At 58.0% G+C, this 23,932-nt stretch carries 13 protein-coding genes and 2 pseudogenes; 7 read left to right on the top strand and 8 right to left on the bottom strand.

The genetic code is table 11. The features are described from left to right. Positions 1-21 precede the first annotated feature (21 nt). The 4 genes from RX327_RS30910 to RX327_RS30895 all read right to left on the bottom strand — a co-directional run bounded on the left by RX327_RS30910 (position 22) and on the right by RX327_RS30895 (position 4,842). A complete protein-coding gene (locus RX327_RS30910) occupies positions 22-1,629 on the bottom strand; it encodes an acyl-CoA carboxylase subunit beta (protein ID WP_283088222.1) in 1,608 nt (535 codons plus the stop codon). Between the two features lie 4 nt (positions 1,630-1,633). Next, on the bottom strand, positions 1,634-2,134 hold the full coding sequence (locus tag RX327_RS30905; RefSeq protein ID WP_283088221.1) for an acetyl-CoA carboxylase biotin carboxyl carrier protein subunit: 501 nt from the start codon (positions 2,132-2,134) through the stop codon (positions 1,634-1,636). A 1-nt stretch (position 2,135) separates the two neighbouring features. Beyond that, positions 2,136-3,605 carry an acetyl/propionyl/methylcrotonyl-CoA carboxylase subunit alpha gene (locus RX327_RS30900; RefSeq protein WP_317248061.1) on the bottom strand — a complete coding sequence of 490 codons (1,470 nt, stop codon included), beginning with the start codon at positions 3,603-3,605 and terminating at the stop codon, positions 2,136-2,138. 901 nt (positions 3,606-4,506) lie between these two features. Then, positions 4,507-4,842 (bottom strand): hypothetical protein, encoded by a 336-nt coding sequence (locus RX327_RS30895; RefSeq protein WP_317248060.1) that lies wholly within the window; start codon positions 4,840-4,842, stop codon positions 4,507-4,509. 320 nt (positions 4,843-5,162) lie between these two features. Here RX327_RS30895 and RX327_RS30890 point away from each other — a divergent pair. Further along, positions 5,163-6,361, top strand: a pseudogene (locus RX327_RS30890) (IS256 family transposase). A gap of 1,177 nt (positions 6,362-7,538) precedes the next feature. Here RX327_RS30890 and RX327_RS30885 read toward each other — a convergent pair. Then, positions 7,539-8,423: a LysR family transcriptional regulator gene (locus tag RX327_RS30885; RefSeq protein ID WP_317248059.1), complete on the bottom strand. Its 885-nt coding sequence runs from the start codon at positions 8,421-8,423 to the stop codon at positions 7,539-7,541. Between the two features lie 1,903 nt (positions 8,424-10,326). Between RX327_RS30885 and RX327_RS30880 the strand changes: the two genes are divergently transcribed. The 4 genes from RX327_RS30880 to RX327_RS30865 all read left to right on the top strand — a co-directional run bounded on the left by RX327_RS30880 (position 10,327) and on the right by RX327_RS30865 (position 16,310). Further along, the gene (locus RX327_RS30880) at positions 10,327-11,652 is read left to right on the top strand and encodes a DUF3422 domain-containing protein (RefSeq protein WP_317248058.1); all 1,326 of its coding nucleotides are present in this window, start codon (positions 10,327-10,329) and stop codon (positions 11,650-11,652) included. Positions 11,653-13,050: 1,398 nt separating this feature from the next. Further along, on the top strand, positions 13,051-13,269 hold the full coding sequence (locus RX327_RS30875; RefSeq protein ID WP_317248057.1) for a hypothetical protein: 219 nt from the start codon (positions 13,051-13,053) through the stop codon (positions 13,267-13,269). 814 nt (positions 13,270-14,083) lie between these two features. After that, positions 14,084-15,436 carry an ISNCY family transposase gene (locus tag RX327_RS30870; protein ID WP_317248056.1) on the top strand — a complete coding sequence of 451 codons (1,353 nt, stop codon included), beginning with the start codon at positions 14,084-14,086 and terminating at the stop codon, positions 15,434-15,436. Between the two features lie 262 nt (positions 15,437-15,698). After that, complete coding sequence (locus tag RX327_RS30865) at positions 15,699-16,310, top strand: hypothetical protein (RefSeq protein WP_317248055.1); 612 nt, start codon at positions 15,699-15,701, stop codon at positions 16,308-16,310. A gap of 144 nt (positions 16,311-16,454) precedes the next feature. Here RX327_RS30865 and RX327_RS30860 read toward each other — a convergent pair whose 3' ends face one another. The 3 genes from RX327_RS30860 to RX327_RS30850 form a co-directional block, all read right to left on the bottom strand. Next, complete coding sequence (locus RX327_RS30860) at positions 16,455-16,691, bottom strand: hypothetical protein (protein WP_317248054.1); 237 nt, start codon at positions 16,689-16,691, stop codon at positions 16,455-16,457. A gap of 58 nt (positions 16,692-16,749) precedes the next feature. Beyond that, positions 16,750-17,868: a branched-chain amino acid ABC transporter substrate-binding protein gene (locus tag RX327_RS30855; RefSeq protein ID WP_317248053.1), complete on the bottom strand. Its 1,119-nt coding sequence runs from the start codon at positions 17,866-17,868 to the stop codon at positions 16,750-16,752. 1,814 nt (positions 17,869-19,682) lie between these two features. Then, the gene (locus RX327_RS30850) at positions 19,683-20,492 is read right to left on the bottom strand and encodes a class I SAM-dependent methyltransferase (protein ID WP_317248052.1); all 810 of its coding nucleotides are present in this window, start codon (positions 20,490-20,492) and stop codon (positions 19,683-19,685) included. 1,126 nt (positions 20,493-21,618) lie between these two features. Between RX327_RS30850 and RX327_RS30845 the strand changes: the two are divergent. Continuing rightward, positions 21,619-22,854: pseudogene (locus tag RX327_RS30845) on the top strand (S9 family peptidase); the annotation flags it as partial. Next, positions 22,834-23,733, top strand: coding sequence for a prolyl oligopeptidase family serine peptidase (locus RX327_RS30840; protein WP_317251358.1), 900 nt, complete (start codon positions 22,834-22,836; stop codon positions 23,731-23,733). The pseudogene RX327_RS30845 and the gene RX327_RS30840, both read left to right, overlap by 21 nt. Positions 23,734-23,932: the final 199 nt, after the last annotated feature.

Raw genomic sequence — 23,932 nt, 5'->3', positions numbered from 1 at the left:
GGATCCATGTGACGTCTGCTCCTACATTCGGAATACGCCGTAATGCGGGGCTGCGATCGGAGCGTTTAGTGATACACTCAGCGCGATTGCGAGGGCGCTTCTGGTGTCGACCGGATCAAGAATGCCGTCGTCCCAGATTTCGGAAGTAGCATAGTAAGCGCTGGATCGCTCCCGATACTCCTCGAGAATCGGCTCGCGTATGGTTGCCAATTCCATGTCGGACAAGCGGCCGCCTTCGCGGGCCAATTGTCTTGCCTTGACGTGAGTGAGCACGCCGGCAGCTTGCTCGGCGCCCATCGCTGAAATCGTAGACTGCGGCCAGCTGAAGACAAAGCGAGGATCAAAAGCGCGTCCCGCCATAGCGTAAGTTCCTGCGCCATGAGAGCCGTTGCAAACGACGGTGAACTTGGGCACCGATGCACTGGATACGGCCATGATCAACTTGGCGCCATGCTTGGTGATGCCTTGCCGCTCGTATTCGCGACCCACCATGAATCCTGTGACGTTCTGCAGGAAGAGAAGGGGCGTCCGGTTCTTGTCGCACAATTGGATAAAATGAGCGCCTTTAAGGGCACTATCGCCGAACAGCACACCATTGTTCGCAAGAATCCCGACTTGGTATCCATAAAGCCGCGCAAAGCCGCACACCAGAGAGGTGCCATAGCGATGTTGGTATTCGTGGAAGCGACTGCCATCGACAAGGCGGGCGATGATCTCTCGCATATCAAACTGCACTCGGGTGTCTTTGGGAATGATACCGTACAGCTGAGATTCATCGTAGGCTGGCGGCTCCGGAGCGGCTTGGTCGATCCAGGTCTTCTCAGGACGATGGAAACGCGCGACGATATCTCGGGCGATTGCAATCGCATGCATCTCGGAGCTTGCGAAATAATCGCTCGTGCCTGATACGGCGGTATGCATATTGGCGCCGCCAAGCTCCTCGACCGACACATTCTCGCCGGTGGCGGCCTTTACGACCGGTGGACCGCCAAGAAAAATCGCTCCTGTGCCTTCGACAACTATGTTGTACTCGCTAAGTGCAGGCACGTAGGCGCCGCCAGCCGTGCAATGGCCCATGGCAATTGCGACTTGCGGAACTCCCATCTTGGAAAGAACGGATTGATTGCGGAGAATTCGACCCGCGTAGTAACGATCCGCGAAGAACTCCGCTTGCAAAGGGAGGAAGCCACCCGCACAATCACACAGATGAACGACCGGCAGACGGTTCTCGATCGCTATGTCCAGCGCTCGCACGATCTTCTTGACAGAGAGCGGATACCATGCGCCGCTTTTTACACTAGCGTCATCTGCGTGAACAATCACCTCGCGCCCCGCGACGATGCCGATGCCGACGACCTGCGCTGCGCCAGGCACCTCGCCGTCGTAGGCCTTGTTAGCGGCCAAGGTCGAAAGCTCGAGGAACGGGGTCTGTGGGTCGAGCAAGGCCTCAATCCGGTCCCGGACAAATAGCTTGTTTTGACGCCGCAATCGCTCCAGCTCTCGCTCGGCTCGGTGGAATCGAACAGCACGCTGTCGATTCTTCAAATCGGCCGCAAGCCGCTTGTTGTGCAGCTCGTTGTGACGGAAATCCTGCGAGTTGACGTCGACCACTGAAGCGATTCGCAGCATGTCATCATCCTTCCTTCGAAAGCGTGACCAGCGCGACGTCTCGCTCGAAGCTCTCGCCTTCATTGAAGTGAATTCGGTCGACCACGCCGTCCTGCGGAGAGCGTATAATGGTCTCCAGCTTCATGCTCTCGATCATCATAAGCGCCATGCCGGCGGTGACTGGTTGGCCGGGTGAGACCCTGGTCGTGACGACCACACCCGGCATGGGTGCGCGGGCCACGAGGGAGCTTGCTTCTTGACTTGCGGAAGCCAACGTTTGCAACGGATCGCGGTAGCGCAACGTGCGTGTCCTGCCACGGATATGCACGTGAATCATGTCGCCGTCGATGACGAACCTGACCGGCTCGCTCTCGCCGGCAATAGTCAAGATGCCGCTACTATTGCTGTGATGGGCGAACGCGACCGGAGCAATCACTTGATCGCGCAAGTGAAGACGGTAGCCCTGCTGGGACGCTGAAAGCCATACCTGATGATCTACACCATCAAGCTCGAAGGAATGATACACGTCAATTCCTCCAGTTACCCAGCACCGCGTGAAGCGGGGGCACGGCGTCGGCCAATTCGCGAACTGGCCTCGTCAGTAGAGCGGCTGAAGCGAGAAACGCGGATAAGCCGAAAGCAAAATTGTCCGTTGCGATGTGCGGATTGTCCTCAAGATATCCGCTATGGATCTCTCCTCCGAGGAATGCTTCGTCGGCAAGTATACGTGCGAGAAAGTTTACATTTGTCTGGCAGCCGAGGAGAATCGTCTCCCGGATTGCGCGATGCGCCTTCAGCGCCGCCTCGGTCCGCGTCGGCGCGTGCGCGATGATCTTGGCGAGCATGGGATCGAACGCTGCCGTAATTCTCTGGCCTTGCAAGATGCCGCTGTCGATCCGTACTCCATCGGGGTACTCAAGAAGTAGGACTTTGCCCGTGGTCGGAGCGTATCCACGTTCGGGTGCTTCCGCGTACAGTCTGATCTCAATTGCATGCCCATTCGACACGATATCTGACTGCGAAAATCCAAGCGCTCGGCCGGCGGCGGCATAGACCTGTTCGGCAACAAGATCTACGCCGGTAATCATCTCGGTCACGGGATGCTCAACCTGTAAGCGAGTGTTCATCTCAAGAAAATAGAACTCTCCGGCGCTGAAGATGAATTCTACGGTACCGGCATTCTGATAATTGGCGGCACGGGCGATGCCAACGGCAGTCTCGCAGATCCGTTTACGCAATTGGGGTGACAGTGCTGGCGAGGGCGTCTCCTCGATTATCTTCTGGAAGCGGCGTTGCACTGAGCACTCCCGCTCAAAGAGGTGGACGACGTTTCCAAGGGAGTCGCCGAGCACCTGCACCTCGATATGGCGCGGCTTTTCAATATAGCGTTCGACGTAAACGCGGCTATCCCCAAAATGCCGCTGGCCTTCACGGCGTGCTTGCTCAATCGCGTCTTCCAGATGATCAAGGTCGCGTACAATCCGCATGCCCTTGCCCCCACCGCCCCCTGATGGTTTCACAAGCAGGGGGGTACCGATAGCCCGCGCCCTAACAACAAACTTCTCATGGTCATCTTCGTCGACCGCCGATGGAGCGACCGGAAAGCCGTTGGACTGAACGAATTTGCGGGCCCGGATCTTATCGCCCATCAGTTCTATAGTTTCGGGTGCCGGCCCGATGAATGTAATGCCGGCTTTCGTTACAGCCCTGGCAAACTCCGCATTCTCGGAGAGAAATCCGTAACCCGGATGCAGCGCGCCAGCGCGAACCTTGTGCGCGGCAGCTATCATTTGCGCGATGTCCAGATAGGCTGCGACGGGTGAACGACCGCTGATCTCAATTGCAGTATCCGCCATGGAGATGGCAGGAGTGTGTGCATCGGCCTCGTGGTAGATAACTGCAGAACGAAGCCCCATCTTGCGTAGTGTCTTGACGATTCGTACGGCAATCTCGCCCCTGTTGGCGACTAAAACAGTATCAAAGGGTAGTGTGTACATCTGCTTCTGTCCGAGCAACACTTGAAGAAGGCGTTCCCTAAGTGGCTATCGGTTTTGTGCGCCCCGACCGCCTCCGTTAGCTCACCTGCTGGCATCCGAGATCCGGCATCTCCGCTCTGCGCTTCGGGCCGGGGAATAGGCCCAGCCCTTACCGCTTAAGGAACAGCTGGTTGTCTTATTTCAAATCGGCTTTGCCTTTGTCACTATCTCGGACTGATATTACGTACCGACATTGCTTACTCAAGCTCGCCTGATTGGCTCTGAGGCAGGCGGTGATCGCGGCCCGATCAGGTATGTGGCCGCTACACAGGCGAAATACGTCGTCTATGCAGGCCTCCTTTTCCTCGGTTGTAGGAGCTTGGTCGCGCGCAAGCGCCCACTCGGAACATAGTACTATCGTCGCAACAACGAAAACAGTTGCTAGTTGGTGGACCTTGAACAGCGAAGACCAATGTGCTCGTTGCGTTTGATTCATGATGTCCTCTGTGCGTTCTGTTATGCGGTGTTTTTATTCCTGCGCAGGGGCGATATGATCCGCCCACCGGAAACAGGTCGGAACCGAAAGATCAGTGGCAGTTTGAAGCGCCTTTTGTATCTGCTAACTCAACAACGCGCTGCGTTAGTGGCCTCCATGCGACAATGTCGGCATCAGCCGTTGTTAAAGCCGGACCGCACTACCGAGCGTCCTGCAGCACCGCAGCTGAAATGACCGAGCAATTGAGTCGTTAGCTCCAAATGACTGTGCAGTTGGCGTTCTCATTGCTGGGAATCTCAAGCTCTGGGCCTAGGTTTGTGACATGCCCGCAGCCTCCGGCCGGCAGTCAGTGGTTCGGCAAACGGCCGATGAGCCCGTAGTCGCCTATACGAAATGATGCTTGGAGGCGTAGTAGCGGCGAGGCGATCAAAAGCGGACGACGTTAGGTGTGTCGCCGAGATCGTACCCGACCGGGAATAGCAAACCATGGAGGGGCGATGCGTCCGAACGATGGTCGGTGAAGAACTCTGGCTTATCATCCGGCTCGTTTGAAGAGCCGCAGAGGCCGTCTGCAATACGACGTGTTCCATCCGTCATTGCAGCCCCGGAGGCGCTGAGGAGCGAACGGCATACCTCGAGTGTGACGCGTTCGTGGTCGTTCAGTGGAGACTTGCCGGTCGTGTTATCCAGCGCGCAGCGCAGTCCGAGTTCGGTAGAAGGTGTGAGAAACGAAACTGATTGTCGCGTGGAACTGTGAGACATTTGCAATTTCCATTACCTGTCAGGAAGCGTCTCGAGTGTCCGAGGTGCTTCTCACTTGTCGAGGATCGTACAATCTCACGCTACGTACGATTCAAGTCCCTCGTCGAAGGAGCCTGTGAATATATATCAATCTTGCAGATCCGAGCGCAGGCGCACGAAAATACAGGTCGTGTCCCCGGTGATGGTGTAGCTCGGTAGAGCAAAGCCGTCCGCACGCGCCCTCCCATGGCGCCGTAGCGGGCGGGCGACTTTGCGGTGGTCACCGGCAGTTCGCCGGTAGGGTCGGGTTGCTGACACACACCTGATTCGAGGAACCACCGATGACCGATGAGATGATGAACCTCCGCACGCTCGTGGAGAAGATCCCCGATGCTGATCTGTTGCGCGAGATGATCGGCTTTGCTGCCCAGCGGCTGATGGAGCTGGAAGTCGAAGGCCAGGTCGGTGCAGCCTACGGCGAGAAGAACCCCGAGCGTCTGGCCCAGCGTAACGGCTACCGCGATCGGAGCTGGGAGACCCGCGCCGGCACCGTCGAGCTGCGCATTCCCAAGCTGCGCAAAGGCTCCTACTTCCCCGGCTTCCTGGAGCCGCGGCGGATGGCCGAGAAGGCGCTCACCGCGGTGGTGCAGGAGGCCTATGTCCACGGCGTCTCGACTCGCTCGGTCGACGACCAGATGCAGGCGAAGGGCATGAGCGGCATCTCCAAGAGCCAGGTGTCGCGGCTGTGCGGTGAGATCGACGACAAGGTGAAGGCCTTCCTCAACCGCCCGATCGAGGGCAATTGGCCCTATCTGTGGATCGACGCCACCTATGTGAAGGTGCGCCAGAACGGGCGCATCATCTCGGTCGCGGTGATCATCGCGGTCGGCGTCAACAGCGACGGAAGGCGCGAGGTGCTCGGCATGGACATCGGCCCGTCCGAGGCCGAGACATTCTGGACGGCGTTCCTGCGCAAGCTCGCCTGCCGCGGCCTGCGCGGCGTCAAGCTGGTGGTCTCCGACGCCCACGAGGGGATCAAGGCGACCGTGGCCAAGGTGCTCAACGCCAGTTGGCAGCGTTGCCGCGTACACTTCATGCGCAACGCGCTGGCCCATGCCGGCAAAAGCGGACGGCGTGTCGTCTCCGCCTTCATCGCCACTGCGTTTGCCCAGGACGATGCCGAGGCCGCACGAGCGCAATGGCGGAAGGTCGCCGATCAGCTCCGCCCCAAGCTACCCAAGCTCGCCGGCTTCCTCGACGAGGCCGAGACCGATGTGCTGGCCTACATGACGTTCCCGCCGCAGCACCGCACCAAGCTGCACTCGACCAACCCGATCGAGCGCCTCAACGGCGAGATCAAGCGCCGGACCGAGGTCGTTGGCATCTTCCCCAATGAAGACGCCATCGACGCCTCGTCGGTGCGATCCTGCTCGACCAGAACGACGAGTGGGCGGTCCAGCGCGGCCGCTACATGACACTGGAAACCATCGCCCCGTTGGGCGATGATCCCGCCGTCAGCTTCCCGGCAATCGCCAGCTGACCTGCCCAGCTCCTGCCGGCGAACGCGGTGCCCCACCGCCAGTTACACCACGCTCGGGGACACGATCCGAATACAAGGCGATATCTAGCTGACTGCGGATCTCCGTTCACGTTGATCGAGCCGCAAGTACGCATGATCTGCGGCAGCGCAGGCGTGCACTCGTTTGTGCGGGTAGGTCGGAATACTTGTTTGACCCGCAATCGATTGCGCGTAGCGAGACCTGCCGCCAAGCCTTCGTCTTCGAAAAATGCAAGCGCAAATTGTCAAGTAGATCAGCGGTTTGGCCAAACGAGGCGGACTTGAACTTGGCGAGGCCTGCATGCGGCGTCCCCTGGTCTGTGCATATGCGTCGGGTGCTGGATCGCTGATGAAAGCAAAGCGATATTGGGACCCTGGCGCAACAATTGACAGTGTGGTCGATTTGCGGAGGCGGGGTTACGTACATATACGGAGAGCCGGTGTCGCATTACTTTGGTCTATGGATTGCATGCTGGCGCCATGAACTGGAAAAGTAGACTTTACGATGCCAACCATTGGCGGAGTCGCGCGGAAGCAACGCGATCCAAGGCGGAATCCCTCGCGTTCGGCAAGTCAAGAGATAGGCTTCTCAAGGTTGCCGTGGAATATGACAAGCTCGCTCGACGTGCCCAAGAGTGGCAATCGAGCGGAAGCGACGACGAGCCAGAGTCTAGTCAACACTTTTAATGATTTTTGCTTCTTATGAAGGCAACTCGCCGCAAGAGATATGTACGTCCCTTGGTGAAGACCTGCTGGTTCGGTCAGATATCGGAGTTCCGGGGATGCGCAACGAACTCGTGCCCGCCGTTGGAGTCCGGTCGGGCCGCCCATCGGTCAGATGACAGTGATCAGCAGCTTTAGTCAGGCATGACACTTGCTTGAGTACTAAGGAGCGTTGAGGCGATCCGTTGCTGCGAGTGTCGAGACAGTCCGTTGTCGAACCAACGCTCCAACTGACCCGGCGCACATTGTCCCCCAGCAAGGTGCGTCGGGTTTCGATCTTCCGAGCTGTGGAGAAGCAAGTGTCGCTTGGAAACCGCCATGTTGGGGAATATCGACGAAGCCCAGGCAGTCTTGGCGCCGCCGCTGCCACCAAGTGCAATGCGCTCTGCTCGTTGTTGCCCGCTGGTTGCCATGATGCATCCGGTCATCGACAATCTTAGAGCCCCTTACCCAGTGCGCATTTGTCCGGTGGGTCGGGAATGTGGTCGTCAAATATTCCCTTGATCCGTTTCACAAGCCTCGTCGCAACGTCCCCTCGCAGTCCTGACCTAGCACATATGACAGCTCGGAGATCAGGTAATCGAGGCAAATAGTAGTCGGGCGCGTCAATCAGGTCGTCCGGCACGGAGAAGGAAGGCAGTGCGGTCAGACCGATGCCAAGACGTACGGCCGTCAGCCTCACCAAGTAGTCAGAGGTGTGAAGAACAACCTTGTAAGCCGATCCCATCCTGTCCAACGGGCCAGTCATCCAATCCTGGCCAGGAAGCGTTATTATTGGGATGGGAGCGCCCGGACTGAGAACAAAGTCGCGCGAGCGAACCCAGGTAGAAGGGAATACTCGCTGCTCACACACAGTCTTTGCAAGTTCAGCATCGGCATAAGGAGCGAAAATGACGGCTACATCTATGTAGCCTTCGATCAAACCCTTACGGATGGCGGCAGATTGATCAACATGTATAGACAGATCTGAAAAAGCGCTCCTCCCGGCGCGCTCGAAAAGCCTTTGAGCAAAAAGGCCGCTTAAGCCGATGCGATAAACGGGTGCGGTCCCATTACCTCCCAGCCTGAGCATCTGGTCGTTTGCGTTAAGTATTATCCGTGCCTGCTGGAGGGCAAGTTCGCCCAGGTCGGTGAAGGTGGTGCCGTTCGCGGTTTTGACAAACATTTGCCCGCCAATTAGGCCCTGTAATCGTTTAACTTGGGCGCTGACGGCAGGCTGACTAAGTCCGAGCTTGGTTGCGGCTTTCGACAAGCTACCCGTCTCAGCGATGGCTACAATAGTGCGGATCGCCTCAATTGGAATGTTTAGTGCTCGGAGCATTATCTCGCGCGACGTGAAGACGAACCGTATCAGCCTCTAAAGTTGTCGCTTCAGTATCATACGGGGCCAACAAAGCACGACCAGATTTCGAGTAGAGTGGCTGCTGACAGAAAAAGATATGTCCGTAACGTACAGATCGCGTCTTCAATCCGCCCGTTGGATAATACTGCTTCGTTTCGTCCGGATAGGACAAACATCACGCCTGCCTTCCGGTTATCAAATCGAGCCGGGTCTTGGCCAAGCGAGAGGACCTAATAATGCCGCCGCGGGATGACGGCTGTTATCGCGCAACAGCTGGTCGCCGGGAGAATCGAACGTGAATCGCGGATTGTCTGCGCCGTGATAAGGGCAAACGTGGTGCACCAGTTGAACGTAGACGACTGCCATGCAGGAGCCTGGTGGCGGACTCGCGCAAGAGCTCCGCAGATTGAACTCTTGAGCTTGATGCTCGGTGCTCTGCCAGCTACCAAATCAGGGGCGGGGCGCTGACTGCTCCTGATTGCGTAACGATCCCGGATCTGCTCCGCATTGGACGTCGCCAAGCTCGACGGGGCGTCATAAGTCGTCTTGCCCTGGATTGATTCAGCCGCACGTTACCAAGTGACCGGTTTCAGATTCGCCTTCCTGCCGGACCTTCTGTGGCGCCTGCCGTGCGCCGCCTGTCTTTTCGATGGCACCATATTCGATCACGATAATACAACGACGAGCCAGCAGATCCCGGCCCAAAGGAGCGCATTAAGGAGAAGCGCAGCAAGCGGCCAGAAGTTCCAGGCTCTCTGCGGCTGTGGAGCGCCAGGGCCTGGCGAGCCAGGGGCTTTGTCATTCTCGAACATAGCTTGTTTTGAAGCGCGCCAATGTGTCATCCATGCACCTTCTTGCACTGCGCTAGTCGGGAGAGCCGTGGCTAGGGTCACTGCGAATGAAGTCATCAAGCCGGACGAACATCTGCTAGATGCCGGCGATCATTGCTAAAGGACAGCGGCATACCGCCGCTCGGCTCGAACGTTTTCCATCCTGAGCAATCGGCATGCCACCAGCGAGAACTGCTGCGCGGCGCCTAAGATGGGAAAGCCATGTTTGCCGGCGATGGTTTAGCGGGACGTCGGGTTCCTTACATCGAGGTCCTTAGCTGGTCATGGTCGGTACAAGGCAGCCGGCTTCAACAGCCGTACGGGGCGTTGCTTGAAAAGTGCTTATCTGCCGGTACGCTGTTTCGCGCCCCATCACGCGCGAGGTCCCCAAACGTTGAGGAGACGTCGTCTAGCCCGTCCGTCATCGAGCTGTCTGCTCGATTGGTTTGCAATCATCAGACGCTGCGACTTTTGCCGGCTCGCGCCGGGGACAGTCGGCGGACATCGCAGCGCGCGGCGTTGCTCCAAACCTCACGTCAGCTATTCTTTCGTCAGATATTTCAGCATCCCGTTGCAAGCCTCCTCGACCTTGTCGGAATTTCCGAGGCCTTGGCAAAGGGCTAGACGCGGTTAGCTTGCTCAAGCAGGCAGCAGCTCCGTATGCTGTATACGGCCGTGCGCGCCGCGGTCAAAAGCAGCGCGACGTCATGCCGGAAATCACGCCGCCGACATCTAAGAAATCCACAGAGCAAAGAAACGCGTTCCGCTGCTTCAGCACTGGCCCAAATCCTGCACCGCGTTCGCGCGCCACCAGGATGGCGCTGTAACAAGATGGGGGTCGTATGAGCCTCGACGAGCCAATTGGCAATGCAGTATGCGGGGCGGTCTCAAATTTCCAGCCTTGACCGTGCTCTCGCAAGGCTTCGTCATGAGCGGAGTCGCCTCTGTATTGATCTTTGCGTCATTTCGATCTGCGACCCGCGCGCGCATTTCCCACCGCTCGTGTTGAGGCTCGCTGTTGCTTGTCATTCCTGAAGCGAGGGCGCCAGTGCATGCTCAATGAATTGAACTTGCGAAGCTTCGCGCTGCATCCGCAACGCGATGCTGTGCTCAATGAAGTGCACGCGCGGCCTTTCACGCGTCTTGTCTCGCCGTTCAGCGTGATTCACTTCGCCTTTCTAGCGCAGGGCGAAGCGGCCGCCAGCGATCGCCAACGCTTTGTCGATTTCTGCCAGCAGCACAACCTCCCACCGCCCGAAGCGCCAGCGAAACATCATCAGGTCGTGGTCGGGCCCGCTATGTTACGATGGGAGCAGCATTCGGAATTTACGACATTCACCTGGATCTGGAGTGCAGCAAATGGTCCCGAGGCTCGCCAATTCGATGATGTCGATGATACGGTTCAATCGCTGATCCGGGCCTTGCGGCAGGCCGGACCACTGCTGGTCGCAAACAAGTTGGAAGCGGAGCGGGGAACCTCGCCGATCAAACGTGCTGAACAGCTTTTTGACAAGAGCAGCCTTGCCATGGTCGCTACAAAGGGGGCCACGGGCGTTGTGGCCTCAGACTTTCGCGTGGACGCAAACGGCTTCTCCAGGATCCTTGTCTGCGACCTCGGGTTGACGCCGCATGATCTCGGCGCGTTGGTCCAGCGGGTCCTCGAAATCGAGACCTACCGTCCCTTGGCGCTGCTTGGCCTTTCGGCTGCCCTTGAGCTTGCGCCGTCCGTCGATCGCATCGATCGCCGTCTTGTAGAGGCACTGGAGGAAATGCAGGGCTCAGAGGGGCTGCAATTCAACAACCATCTGCTTGCCGAACTGACGGCGCTGGCCGCTTCATTCGAAAGAGGCGCGACGGGCAGCCTGTTTCGCTTTGGCGCCAGTAGGGCTTACAATGAGCTGGTCCAATCGCGACTGTCCATCATTGAAGGCAGCGATGTCGCGGGGTATCCGACCTGGTCATCCTTTTTGGCGCGCCGCATGGCGCCAGCGATGCGGACCTGCGCGACTGTGGAGGACCGTCAGGCGAGCCTGTCGGTCAAGCTGGCACGGGCCGCCGATCTGTTGCGAACCCGCGTCGATGTCGAGATCGAGCAGCAGAATCGTGACCTTCTGCACGCAATTAGCGAGCGTACGAGACAGCAACTGCGGCTACAGTGCACGGTCGAGGGATTATCGGTCGCGGCGATAGGATACTATGTAGTCAGCCTGTTCGGTTACCTCGCCAAGGGGGCGCAAGACGTCGGACTGCGTGTGGATCCCTCTTTTCTGACCGCAATCTCCGTGCCCATTGCGGTCGGCGTGATCTGGATTGTGAGTTACAATGTTCGAAGGCGACACCTCAAGCACGACAACGTGTCCTCTGTTGCCGGCGAGTGAATAGCGACGGTACGGCGACCTCACGAAGTTCTCAGACTCGTTTCAACAATCGCGCTCATTGAATCGTGTCCAAACTTGACAACGTAGCGACGGGGAACTGTCGAGCACGACGGAGCTCACGGCGTTTGTTAGGTTAGATGGCCGGCGTCTCTAACGTACCGGCGCACTGTCCCGGCGCAGCGCGCCGCCGAGCGACCTGTTAACCAGAGACCGGTCGCGGCGGCGAATGCGAGTTCGATCCACTACGCAAACATGACTCATGTGGCCACACAGATAACTCATTGGCGTTGTTACAGGCTGCAGCGAATAGCAAGGGCTGAAGTGCCAGGTAGAGATCCAATATCCGACAACGTCGTCTTTGGGGGGCATCAATCGTTGAAGGCGCTGGTTCACCAGCAATAGTGGAGTACACACTGACGGAAAATCGTCGATACAATCATCAACGATCAGCAAATCTGGTGACGCAGCGACCTCATGGGCTGAAGCATTTCCACGAGCATGAACGCGTGCAGAAATAAGCGGCGGTTAGCAAGCGGCGCGAGTGACCGGCCGCGCTCGCCCGCTGCCGCGCCCGAGCGGAGGCTCGCTTTCACGCCAGCCTAGCCGTCATCGATGAACAATAATCAATTGCTCCGAGCAATTCGCATGAGGCGCGCTCATGACCGAGACGTTAGGGTTCATTCGAACTCGCTGGCAGAGTAACGGGAGAAGCTCTCTTCGGTCCGCGGTTCTTCGAGGCGGTTGAGCAATCCGTGCCAATCGCGGGGACCAAGTCATGCGTCGTGCGGCAGGCTGGGACGAATCACGCGGGGCGAAAGAGAGGAGAGGCTGGATGCTGAAACCAAGAAGGACAGGCCGACGAGGCTCTCGCGCCCAGATGCGAGCTGATGCGGGGGGCCTGATGCGTGCGATCCGGCGATGATGGAATGCGCATGCGCTGCCCAGCCGTGCCGCTGACACCGCTTAGTGGATCGCCGAAAAGAAGGGCATGGATAGTTCGAAGGGGTGCAGTGGAGGACAAGGGATGATCGACATCTGCGGCTTGCTCAGCAGATTGTTCGAAATGCAGCAGATAATTCAGGCTAGAGAATGGTGCCGGAACGCTGTGTCGGGCGCACATCCGCCGCCGCTTAATGAGTCGTTTGACAACGTCATTTGCGTCGATTTCAAGGCAATTCGTGAGGCAAAGGAGGGGGAGTGCGTTCGCAGATATTAGAGAAACTGGAGGCGGGTCGAGTGCGACATGGGCGGTTCGCTAGCGCTCCGGGATCAGGTCCTTGTGGCCTATTCTTCGTACAAGGGCCTTGCGGCTGTGAGCTCAAGATCAGCGGACTTGTACGCCCCGGCTGGGAGCAAGTGTCCGTCTCGACCCCGCGGCGCTGCCCGAACTGGGAAGAGATGTCCTTTGTCAAAGACCTGTTCTGGGATGAAGAGGAATGCGCGATGCAGCTGCATCCGCCTCATTCACGGTACGTGAACAACAGCCGGTACTGCCTGCATCTCTGGAAGCCAACTCATCAAGACATTCCGATGCCGCCGCCGAGCTTTGTAGGCGTCATTGGCCTTGGGCCATCTGAAGCTGCAATGTTGTTTGCGCGGATGGGCGCAATTTCGTGATAGCCGAGACTGACGCCGCGTCAGTGGAAGAATATCCGTGATCACTCAGGCCGCCGCCGCTCGCCTTTCGGCCTGGCGGTCGGAAAGGCAAGAGCAGCAACATGGCACGGCGGGCGGGTCACATGACGATGCTCAAGCTGTGCCGACGGCGGATGTCCCTGGGCCATCGTCTCCGACCGTGTACGGCACTCGGGCAGCGACCAGCGCGTCGTCAAACGCTTCGGGATCATCAGATGCCTTGAACTTGAGTGAGGAGGACTATGAACTGGTGAGGCCATTTTTGGCAGCCCGCGAAGGCCTCCACAGTGCGGTGCATTGCGGATATTGCCCCCATCCGAAGGACGTCGCCGCCTATGGGGCTTCGCGTAGCCCATTAGAGGTGCGTCCGCTCCGCGCCACTTCGTCTTTTGCTGGGCTTACTCTCGGAGGCGACGGAGCGACGCAATAGGAGAGGCCAGCGAGCTGCGGCGATGGCAAGACAATGGGGACATCGCTGGTGCCCTAACGTGAATGGGGCAGCTCGATCAGCCCGGCGTGCCATTCTGCTCGCGGGCGACGATCGCACCAGCGCAGGTCTAGTTTACCCCTTCTGACCGCAATGTCGTTCGTGGTTATCGGCAACGCGTCGCCGCGACCCGCTGGCATGTACTGCTAAACAGTCTCTCCCCTCTACCAACACGGCCGATCGAGCATATCAGCTGCAGCGTAGGCCGCCAAGCCACCCGGTCGCAACGTGTCAGTAGCACGTGATCTGTCGCCTGTTTGTAGCTCGTGAAGTGTCGTGTTTTCGGTGCCTCGGAACAAGGGGGGCACGATGGGCACGGCATCCATTCACGAGGGTGTACGACGGATGCGGTTTTCAAGTTTGTTGGAGCGGACGGAGGCCAAGGAACTGACGCAGGAGGCGGCTTCGGAGGTTCTGGGGATCAGCGTGCGGACATTTCAACGTTGGGCAGAACGCTACGAGGCAGAGGGCGATGACGGGCTTGTCGACCGACGGATGGGTCGGCGCTCGCCACGGCGAGCGCCGGAGGAAGAACTTGAGCGGATGCTGGGGCTGTTCCGGGACAAGTACGCGGACTTCACGGTGAAGCATTTCCACGAGCAGCTGCAAAAGCGGCATGGCTACATGCTGGGCTATACGGTGACCAAGCTAGCCCTGCACGCGGCAGGCTTGGTGCGGAAGGCGCCGAAGCGTTCGGCGCACCGCAAGAAGCGCCCACGCCGGCCGCTTCGGGGCATGCTGCTGCACCAGGACGGATCGCGCCACGTTTGGATCGAAGGTCTGCCCGCGAAGGACCTGATCGTCACGATGGACGATGCGACCAGCGAGGTCTACTCGATGGTCCTGGTCGAGGAAGAAGGAACGGCCTCGACCTTGCAGACCTTGCGCGAAGTGATTGGCGAGCATGGCCTGTTCTGCGCGCTCTACACCGACCGCGGCAGCCATTATTTCCTTACCCCAAAAGCTGGCGAGAAGGTCTCGAAGACGCAACAAACCCAGGTGGGACGGGCTTTGTCGCATCTTGGGATCGAGCATATCGCAGCCTATTCGCCGCAGGCCCGCGGGCGCTCCGAGCGGGTGTTCGGCACCTTGCAGGATCGGCTGCCGAAGGAGCTGCGGCTTGCCGGGATCACGACGCTCGAAGCTGCCAACGCGTGGCTGAAGGCGCATTACATCCCCGGGCACAACGCCGCGTTTGCGATCAAGCCCGAACAGGAAGGCACGGCATTCGTGGCCGACCGGCATGAGGCCTGGCGCGAGGCGCTGTGCGTGATCGAGGAGCGAACCGTCGCCAACGATAATACCGTTGCATGGAACGGTCGGCGGCTGCAGCTGCCGCAGAGCCGGCTCAGGCCTCACTTCGTCAAGGCTGTGGTGCGGGTACATGAGTATCCCGATGGCACCGTCAGCGTGTTCCTCGGACCGCATCGGTTGGCGATGTTTAGCGCCAACGGACAGCAGATCAGCCCCGACGCGCCTCAGCCTGGCAGCGTGCTCGGAGCCGTCAAGGACAAGCCCTTGCGGGCGCGCAAGCGCGCGTCCTTGACCGCTCCTGTGCGCGCCGCCGTCAAGATCGTGCCGGTCGGGGCGGAGAAACGGGCTTCAAGTCGAACAAAGAAACTCTCCCGAAGGGCTAAAACCGACGCAACAGCCGTGGCATGATCATTCAGGGAAAGCCGTCCCCGCCTTCCGGCTCCCCTGCAAATCAGAAACGAAGGCGACAGATCACAAGCTACAAAAACACGACATCTTCACCCGCTACGGACAGCCACCCGGTCGCAACGCAGGGCGCGAAAGCAAGGCGTACCTCGCCGGCTCACTCGCGGCCGACATTGAGATCATCGACTGTGGTCTACCTATTGTTCGGCCCCTCTGAGCGGACATATGTCCAAACTCCAGGCTTACGGAAGCGACGAAGCAATTCGTGCGCAAACGTAGAGGCTTCAGCTCCATTCCGTCTGCGTTCATGGACGGGCTTGTCCCGCGCGAGCGCTTCAGGCACATTGTTCGTCATATTTTATGTGTGATGTTGCATGCGCTGGCCTTCTCCAGAAGCTCGCCTACTTTTAATTCGAGCGCGGTGACCATGAATCTTCAGGTCACTATCTTAAAGCTTCTCGTTAGCTATCCGAATGGCGTAGCCTCTCTCGACGCTCTCAAGCGCGACATGGCCATTCTGGCCAAGAGCGGTGAGGACTGGTCCGAGCGCACCAGGCGACTTGCCGCGCGGGTGCCTGATCTGAACATTTTTGCGATGAGGCTTGTCGAACGCGACGCGTTCGGCTGGCACCTCACGGAGAAGGGACGTGCCGTACTGGAATACATGGAGTGCCAGGCCAGTGTGGCCGAGCCATTGTCAGCCATCGGTGCGGATGCGCCGGAGTTAGCAAGCGCAGCTCGCGAAGTCCCACCGATTACGCCGAACGCGCGTCGGCGAACATCGCGGCAGCGGCGTCACCAGCAGTCCGCACACGAGCTGTCATTTTGTCAGTCTGATCTGAACCACGGTCGTGGATCCGAAACGGAGCGATCCTAAAGAGCCGGCTCAATCGCACATGACGCCAGGTTCGAGTTTATTGCGCTCCGCCAATCCTATCAGATTCTACGCGCAGCTGGTCCGTGCCGATTTGAGAGCGTCCCCGGGAAAACCAAACCTATGCGCGAGCCCGCCGCGGTGGCTTTACAGCGATGGCGGTCTAACGATGCCAAGCTGCTCGACGGCGAGTTTGGAAATCTCTGCTGGTTCGCGAACACCTGCGGCCGCGATCTTGAGAATCTTCTTTGCGACGAGTTCGGCGATAGGGTCGTTACGATCTACCAAACCAAGCGAGCGCAGAGTCTGTACGTAGGCCGAGTTTAGACGCTCAATTTCTTCCGAGTTCGGCTTGTTGCCCTGGAGAAATCGCCTGATCGGCATTTGATCACCGTCCCAACTCCGCCGTCACACACCAAGGCCTTTGGTGGAGTTGAGTGCGTCAGGAACCCTTTGGGTTCACCTCAGCATAGCTGCCCTTATCGTCCCACTTATAAATGACATAGTCGAGTTGCCTGATGTCGCCCTTGGCGTCATATTCCAGCTTGCCGATCACAGTGTCCCAGGAACCTGCCTTGATCGCATCCATCACCTTCTTCGAGTCGGTGGTGTCAGCCTTGGCCGCCGCCTGCGTCCACACCTGTATAGCAGCGTAGGTGTAGAGCGTGTAGCCTTCAGGGTCGATGTTCCTGGCCCTGAATTTTTCGACGATCGCAGCCGCCGTCGGCTTTTTGCGTGGGTCGGGTCCGAATGTGAAGAGCGTGCCCGCGCCGGCGGTGCCGGTGATCGACGCATACTCCTTGTCAGCCAATGCGTCGCCTGACATCAACACGGTCTTCACGCCTTGATCGCGCATCTGCCGCAGGATTAGCCCCGCTTCCTGATGATAGCCGCCGACATAGACAAGCTCGATATTGTCGCGCTTGAGACGCGAGACGATCGCGTTGAAGTCTTTGTCTCCCTTATTGTACGACTCGTACATTTTCTCGATGATGCCGGCCTTGTTAAGGGCCTTCTTTGTCTCGTCGGCAAGGCCTTTGCCGTAGGTGGTCTTATCGTTGAGGATCGCGATATTCTTGCCCTTGAAGTTCTTCGTGATGTACTGGGCAGCGACCAGACCTTGCTGGTCGTCGCGGCCGCAAACACGCGCCACGTTCCACAGCTTCCGGTCAGTGAACAGTGGGTTGGTTGAAGCCGGCGTAATCTGCAGCACGCCGCCGTCGGCATAGGCTTCCGATGCTGGGATCGACGACGAAGAGCAAAAGTGCCCGGCGACGAACGGGATTTTGGCGTTGGCAATCTTTTCCGCGACCGAGCGCGCCTGCTTGGGGTCGCAGGCATCGTCCTCGACGTCGAGTGCGAGCCTCTTGCCGAGCAGACCGCCGGAAGCATTGATCTGGTCCACCGCCATCTCGGCGCCATTCTTCATCTGCCGGCCGAATGCGGATTCGCCGCCAGTAATTGGCCCGGCTACGGCAATGGTGATGTCGTCCGCGAATGCCGCTGTGGAGAGCACGAAAGATGCGCCTAGCGCCAGGCCGATCAGCTTGAATGATTTCATGGGATGGTCCTCACAAAGTGAAGGAAAAGGCGAGCAGGCTCAAGCCGAGCAGCACAAGCCCCGCCGCGATCAGTGCCAAAAAGCTATTGGAGACAAGGTCACGATGGCGCATCTAACCAGACTCGATGTGCCGAAGATTGGGCCCCCTTTGAGTCGACGCGAGAGCGGTGTGGCCTACGCCGCGTGACGCCTGAAAAACACGGAATCGAGATGCACGCGCAAGGGAGAGCGGCACCCGTGCAAGGGGTGGTCGCTTACAATGCGTTCGACTTGTTTCTCCCTTGTTGAGCACGATCGATCCTCGCAAGCTAACGCGCATGGTTGCCCACTCTGAACACTAGACGAATTGCGGGCTTCTAACAGCAATACGTCTGTCCGCACCGTACAAAGCTTGTCGTTTCCTAGTTGCCCGAAAACCTTGTAGGAGTTGCCTTATGCCCCTTAGCTCGAGGTGCGTTCTTCGAGAGAGCGTGCCAGCAATCCAGACGTTAGGGTGTGAATAGCGCGATTGCCAGTTGCACACGGGCAGAGAATTCAGAAGAAGTGTTCGTTGTCTTGAATGAGAGACGTTGAGGGAGAATTACTTTGAAGCGAATAGCACTCCTCGTATTGGTCCTGATCTGTTCGACATCCTTTGCGCAGGCGAGAGGCGGGGGCCACGGCGGGCGGGTCTCTTACGGAGGAGGTCACCACACTTCCAGCCACGGCGGTTCCTACTTGGGCGGAATGGGATCGTCTCACAGAGGAGGCACATATCGGAACCCAAGCACGGGAAATCAGTACGGCACGCACAAATAGGTCTCGTCTAACCCGGCACCGGATTTCACTGCTGGGTAGGTTGGCGGGGCGGACGAGACACTATCGATCTAGGCGGAACTCTGGCCACCAACAGCGTTGCGCTCAGCCATCGCTGGTACTCCGGGGTAGCGGCTTGCTGAAGGCCGCTTTGCAATCGCGGCGATGGCGTCTGGCGGGCAAGGGACACTTGGATGTGTCGCTATCGCAACGTCATTGGCTTTCGAACCATTTCTGACTTCACAGGGGAATGCATCCTGGGTTATGGGAGACCCACGGCACAGGGTTTCATATTGAGTAAGCTACGAAGCCGCTGTTGGCGTGCCATTCGATTGCTTCATACAGGAGATGCCGCCCAATGCCGACGCGCGTAACAGCTTACGCAACGGTAGCCGGCTGGACGGCCGTCGCAGCCGTGATCCTGCTATATCTGATCTTTAGCCCCAGCTAACCAGGACAACTGATTGGATCGATCCGATTTGGCATGCGCTCACCGCGTGCCTTCGGGTGCAATGCCCTTACCCCCAATGCACTGATTCCCCTAGGAGGCGCGTCTTTCCATCCGGCTGCCGCATAATAGTGCGACTGAGGAGAATTCATTCCACGCGTAAGCTTCCGGCGAAGGCCGCTCCCGGAGCGTGCCTTTGCAAGCAAATGAGCGACGTGATGACGGTTACCGTTCTATCCGGTCCAGAGAGGCGAGCCGGTGAACGACAGCCGAGCAGCTTCGGATCGTGGTGGAGAATCTTGCGCCTGGGGCAGTGTTGTCGAGGTTTAGCGACGATATGATGTTCGCCGCAACTTGGTTACGGCTTGGGGGCGGCAAGCCCGCTCGGGCGTCCTCGCTTTCGGACTTGGGGCCGATGCAGAGGCAAGCTGACGAAGTCGGTCTTGCGGCGGTCTCCATGGTGCCAGACCGGCAACCGCTGACCGCGAGCCAGACCGCTTCATGAAATCCATAAGACAACTTTTGCTAGTTGCGCTCTTCGCCCGAAACGCGTTCGACGACAACCAGCTCTTTAGTCAGTTCGACGGAAGTGCCCCTCGGCCCCGCTCGTCAGTAGACAGGCGGCCTGTTGCCCCGAATAAGATATCCAATCGACACCATAGTTGGTCTCACGGATGAATTCGTCGAAAGCTAATCTTTCATGCTTCTCGAACCCTACGTAGTTGAAATATTCGTCAAACACGATAATGCATCCCGGACGAATCTGAGACTTAAGACCCGTAAAGATGCTTTTTGTACTGGAATATATGTCGCAATCGACGTGGATGAACGCAACGGGAAGCTCGCGCTGAGCAAACACTGGAATCGTCTCGTCAAACAGGCCAACAATAAGCTCTACGTTCTCCGGAACGTCAGGGGCTTTGCCTTCACGATCAAAGTCCACTGGAAGGTATCCGTTCCAGCGCTCCGGAAGGCCATTAAAGCTATCGAAGCCATAAAACTGCCGCTCTGGAAATCGCTCGGCCATGGCGCCGATAGTGTAACCGCTGTAGACGCCGAACTCGAGGGCAGCACCCGTACCTGCTTTTGACAAGGCATCAAACCTGAACTCATCATGATCGGCAAAAAACACAGCGCCCGCCATTTCTGTGCGGATTATCTCGATGGCTTGTTCCTGCGCAATCGCAGACAGAGTTCGAAACAAGCTATGGTTTGTTCTGGGTAGCCCGTACATTTCTGCAGCGGTTACAAGTTTGCGCAGGTGTTCATTTGCAATGTCCTGCTTGCTAAGCATTGTCGACAAAGCATTGGCGACTTCGCTGGAGGAACGTGCAAGCCGATCAATTGCGGCTAGTAAGCGATCATCAACCGCTTTTTTCATTGCGTCATTCCGTTTGACTATACAAAGGTCAATTGCTCGCGCCGATTACCCGACAAATTCTATTTCACGAAGTTGCATCTGCGCGGGAGTCTGAATAAGCAGCACAAACGGCAAAGAGCTAATCGTCGAAGTGTTCCGTATCCTGGCCTTTCATCGATTAGCGGGCGACATTAAGAAGCTTCTTTCCCACGTCTGGACGTGTCCCCTTATCTCAAACGACCACTCGGGCTTGAGACGGCTCCGCGAGAGGAGCGGGCACGGAACTGAACCTGCTGGGTGTGCCGTTCACGGCGATCGTGCATGACAGCTAGCCGCAATGTGCGAGCGAAACGCGCCAAGGATCGAGCTTGATTCTGATCGGAGAAGATGTGCCAAGCGGATCTGCTGTTCGAGATGGAGGTGTCGAAACGATCGTGCATGAAGGTCGTTGCATTGGAACTATTAGCCCCATTTGAGCTCTGCTATCGCATCCAGCTTGTTAGGGACCCTCCATCTCAGTCAACTACTAGACATACTAGTTGACGAGGGCGCTGCGGCGCATTCGGGTGGCCGGTAGATTAGGGCTTGTGGTCGCTCGCAGATCTTAACGCGCCGAGAGACGGAGAGGAAATACAAGCTCTTTCTCCTGGCCAAGAGGAGCCGAGCCGTCCGATGATTATTTGGAGCACCTCTTCGGATGACTTGGACTATCGCCGTGTACATCACACTTTGCTTGACCGCGATCTGGCCGCTGATCAACGCGCTGTTCTTTGTCATGGTGACCGCCGCCGACAAATCTGCCCGATAGAGTCGAAGCTTCGGGGAACCTACAGATATGGGGATAGGAATTGTGCTGGCGCCGGTGCATCGTTGTGTCCCTTCCTGACCAATGAAGATCAAAAATACTGGCGGTGTCTGACAGGCGATCTCGTCGACACGCTGCCCGTGTTTGCTTGCCAACCAATGTCGGGAATCGGACATGGTCGGTGCAGCCACGCGGCTGAAACTTTCGGCTCGTTAGTCGGCACGCAGTTTGCAATGAATAGTTCGGCAAGATGCGCTATTCCATGCGCTTCGTGCTTTCCGCCGCTTTCGTTTGGCGCGCCAGGCGTGTTCTTGGCCCGTCGATCTCATCGGGAGAAAGTCCATGAACAAATCACTCCTCTCCGCCGCGCTGCCATCGGTAACCCGCGCCACGGCACTTGCGCAAGAGCGAGCTGCGTCGGTGGAAGCTGACGATCCATTCCTCTGGCTCGAGGACATCGAAGGACGAAGCCAATTGGCTTGGGCTCGCGTCGAAAACGAGAAGACACTCGCGGTCCTCCAGGCCGATCCCCGCTATCGGGGCTTCTACGAACAGGCGCTCACCATCCTGCAGTCCAAGGACCGGATTGCAGACGTTTCGTTCGGACGGCGCGGCTTAGAAAATTTTTGGAAAGATGAGGACCATGTGCGCGGCGTCTGGCGACGCACCACGCTAGAAAGCTAGCGTAGCCAAGATCCACAGTGGGAAACCATCCTCGATGTGGACGCATTGGCGAGTGCCGAGAACAAGAATTGGGTCTTTCAAGGTGGCAGTCGCCTTCCACCTGAAGAGCGCCTCTGCCTGATTAGTCTTTCCGATGGCGGCAAGGATGCCGCGTCTATACGTGAGTTCGACAGCGAGACCAAGTCCTTTGTTGTGGACGGCTTTTATCTTCCAGAGGGCAAGCAGGACGTCAGCTGGGTCGATGGTGACACACTCCTGGTTGCACGGGACTGGGGCGGGGGGTCTTTGACGCAGGCCGGCTACCCCTTTGTGGTGAAGGAGCTCAAACGCGCTCAGCCGCTCGGTGAGGCTCGCGAGATCTTTCGTGGCGAGCCTACCGACGTTCAGACGCTGCCGTTGGTGCTTCGAGACAGTGAAGGACGCACACATGCGACCGGCGCCATCCGTGTCATCAGCTCTGTCGAGCGTGAGTACGTGATCTTCCGCCCCGATGGGCCCATCAAGCTCAATCTGCCGAAGAAGGCCGCGATAGTCGGGCTCGTGAGCGGTCGCCTGCTTGTGAAGCTTGACGAAGAATGCGAGCCTGATGACGTCAGATTTGGGACCGGCTCGCTGATTTCGTATGACTTAGCCGAATGGAAGCAGGATCCGCTGCGCGCGAAAGCCTCGCTCGTCTTCCAGCCTGGGTCCCGCCAGGCTCTGAGCGGGCTCAGTAGCACAAAGAATTTCTTGATCCTGACAATCCTTGAGAACGTTCAGAGCAAAGCGTTCCTTTATCAGTACGATAAGAAAGCTTGGTCGTCGACGCCGATCGCGCTGCCGCAACATACAAATGTCAACGTGTCAGCCGCGTCCGAGCAAGCGGACGAGGCGATGTTCACGGTCTCGGACTACCTTAGGCCAACATCAATCTGGTATTTTGATGCCGAAACCCAAAACCTTGAGGAATTGAAGACGACACCTACCGCCTTTGATGCGTCCAATCACGTCGTAGACCAGTACGAAGCGACTTCGTGTGATGGCACGTCAATTCCCTATTTTCTGGTACGGGCGAAGAATGCGAGGTTTGACGGTGCCACGCCAACGCTTCTTTATGGCTATGGCGGGTTCCAGGTTTCGCTTCTGCCCTCCTATCTCGGACCCGTGGGACGGCTTTGGCTTGAACAGGGCAATGCCTATGTTGTTGCGAATCTGCGCGGGGGCGGCGAGTTTGGTCCACAATGGCATCAGGCAGCCCAAGGGGCAACGAAGCAAACGACATGGGATGATTTCCTTGCCGTTGCCGAAGACCTGATCCGCCGCAAGGTCACAAGTCCGCGCCGGCTAGGAGTAATTGGCGGCAGCCAGGGTGGCCTACTCGTTGGCGCCGCAATCACCCAACGTCCTGAGCTCTTCAATGCGGCGATCATGCAGGTGCCGCTGTTTGATATGCTTCGATACACCAGCCTGGGCGCGGGCGCTTCCTGGATTGCCGAATACGGTGATCCCTCCATCGCCGAGCAGCGCTCGTGGATTGAAGCCTACTCGCCCTATCAGAAGCTGGCTCCGGGCAAGACCTACCCCGCTCCCTTAATTGTCACCTCAACCAAGGATGACCGCGTGCATCCATCGCACGGGCGCAAAGCTGCCGCGAAACTCGCCGCTTTGGGCCAGCCTTACTTCTACTACGAGAACACCGATGGGGGACACGCCGCCGCGGCCAATCTCATCGAATACGCACGTCGACTAGCGCTCGAATACACCTATGCATCGAAACGACTTTGTTCGGAGTAAATTCGGCGGAGATTTATCGAAGCAGGTAAATCCAGGACCATAGCTTATCTCGACATGACAACGTCCCTTGGCTGATTTGCTCGAGGCGGACGCGAGGCAATAGCTGCGAACCACCCAATCGACGGGCAAGATGCTATGCCGGATCTTGAGATTGATTGGAGGAATTCCATGAGCGCGAGAAACGTTCGAACTCAAGCCC

Source organism: Bradyrhizobium sp. BEA-2-5, from assembly GCF_032918025.1.
Taxonomy (GTDB): Bacteria; Pseudomonadota; Alphaproteobacteria; order Rhizobiales; family Xanthobacteraceae; genus Bradyrhizobium; species Bradyrhizobium pachyrhizi.
Note: the sequence above shows the minus strand (reverse complement) of the source record. Positions and strands in the feature narration are given on the sequence as shown.

What these genes read in the sequence shown, in the direction of transcription:
- RX327_RS30910 (WP_283088222.1), bottom strand. Translation starts at nt 1,629, where the DNA reads ATGCTGCGAATCGCTTCAGTGGTCGACGTCAACTCGCAGGATTTCCGT.
- RX327_RS30880 (WP_317248058.1), top strand. Translation starts at nt 10,327, where the DNA reads ATGCTCAATGAATTGAACTTGCGAAGCTTCGCGCTGCATCCGCAACGC.
- RX327_RS30900 (WP_317248061.1), bottom strand. Translation starts at nt 3,605, where the DNA reads ATGTACACACTACCCTTTGATACTGTTTTAGTCGCCAACAGGGGCGAG.
- RX327_RS30870 (WP_317248056.1), top strand. Translation starts at nt 14,084, where the DNA reads ATGGGCACGGCATCCATTCACGAGGGTGTACGACGGATGCGGTTTTCA.
- RX327_RS30875 (WP_317248057.1), top strand. Translation starts at nt 13,051, where the DNA reads ATGTCCTTTGTCAAAGACCTGTTCTGGGATGAAGAGGAATGCGCGATG.
- RX327_RS30840 (WP_317251358.1), top strand. Translation starts at nt 22,834, where the DNA reads ATGTTCACGGTCTCGGACTACCTTAGGCCAACATCAATCTGGTATTTT.
- RX327_RS30895 (WP_317248060.1), bottom strand. Translation starts at nt 4,842, where the DNA reads ATGTCTCACAGTTCCACGCGACAATCAGTTTCGTTTCTCACACCTTCT.
- RX327_RS30885 (WP_317248059.1), bottom strand. Translation starts at nt 8,423, where the DNA reads ATGCTCCGAGCACTAAACATTCCAATTGAGGCGATCCGCACTATTGTA.
- RX327_RS30860 (WP_317248054.1), bottom strand. Translation starts at nt 16,691, where the DNA reads ATGCCGATCAGGCGATTTCTCCAGGGCAACAAGCCGAACTCGGAAGAA.
- RX327_RS30855 (WP_317248053.1), bottom strand. Translation starts at nt 17,868, where the DNA reads ATGAAATCATTCAAGCTGATCGGCCTGGCGCTAGGCGCATCTTTCGTG.
- RX327_RS30850 (WP_317248052.1), bottom strand. Translation starts at nt 20,492, where the DNA reads ATGAAAAAAGCGGTTGATGATCGCTTACTAGCCGCAATTGATCGGCTT.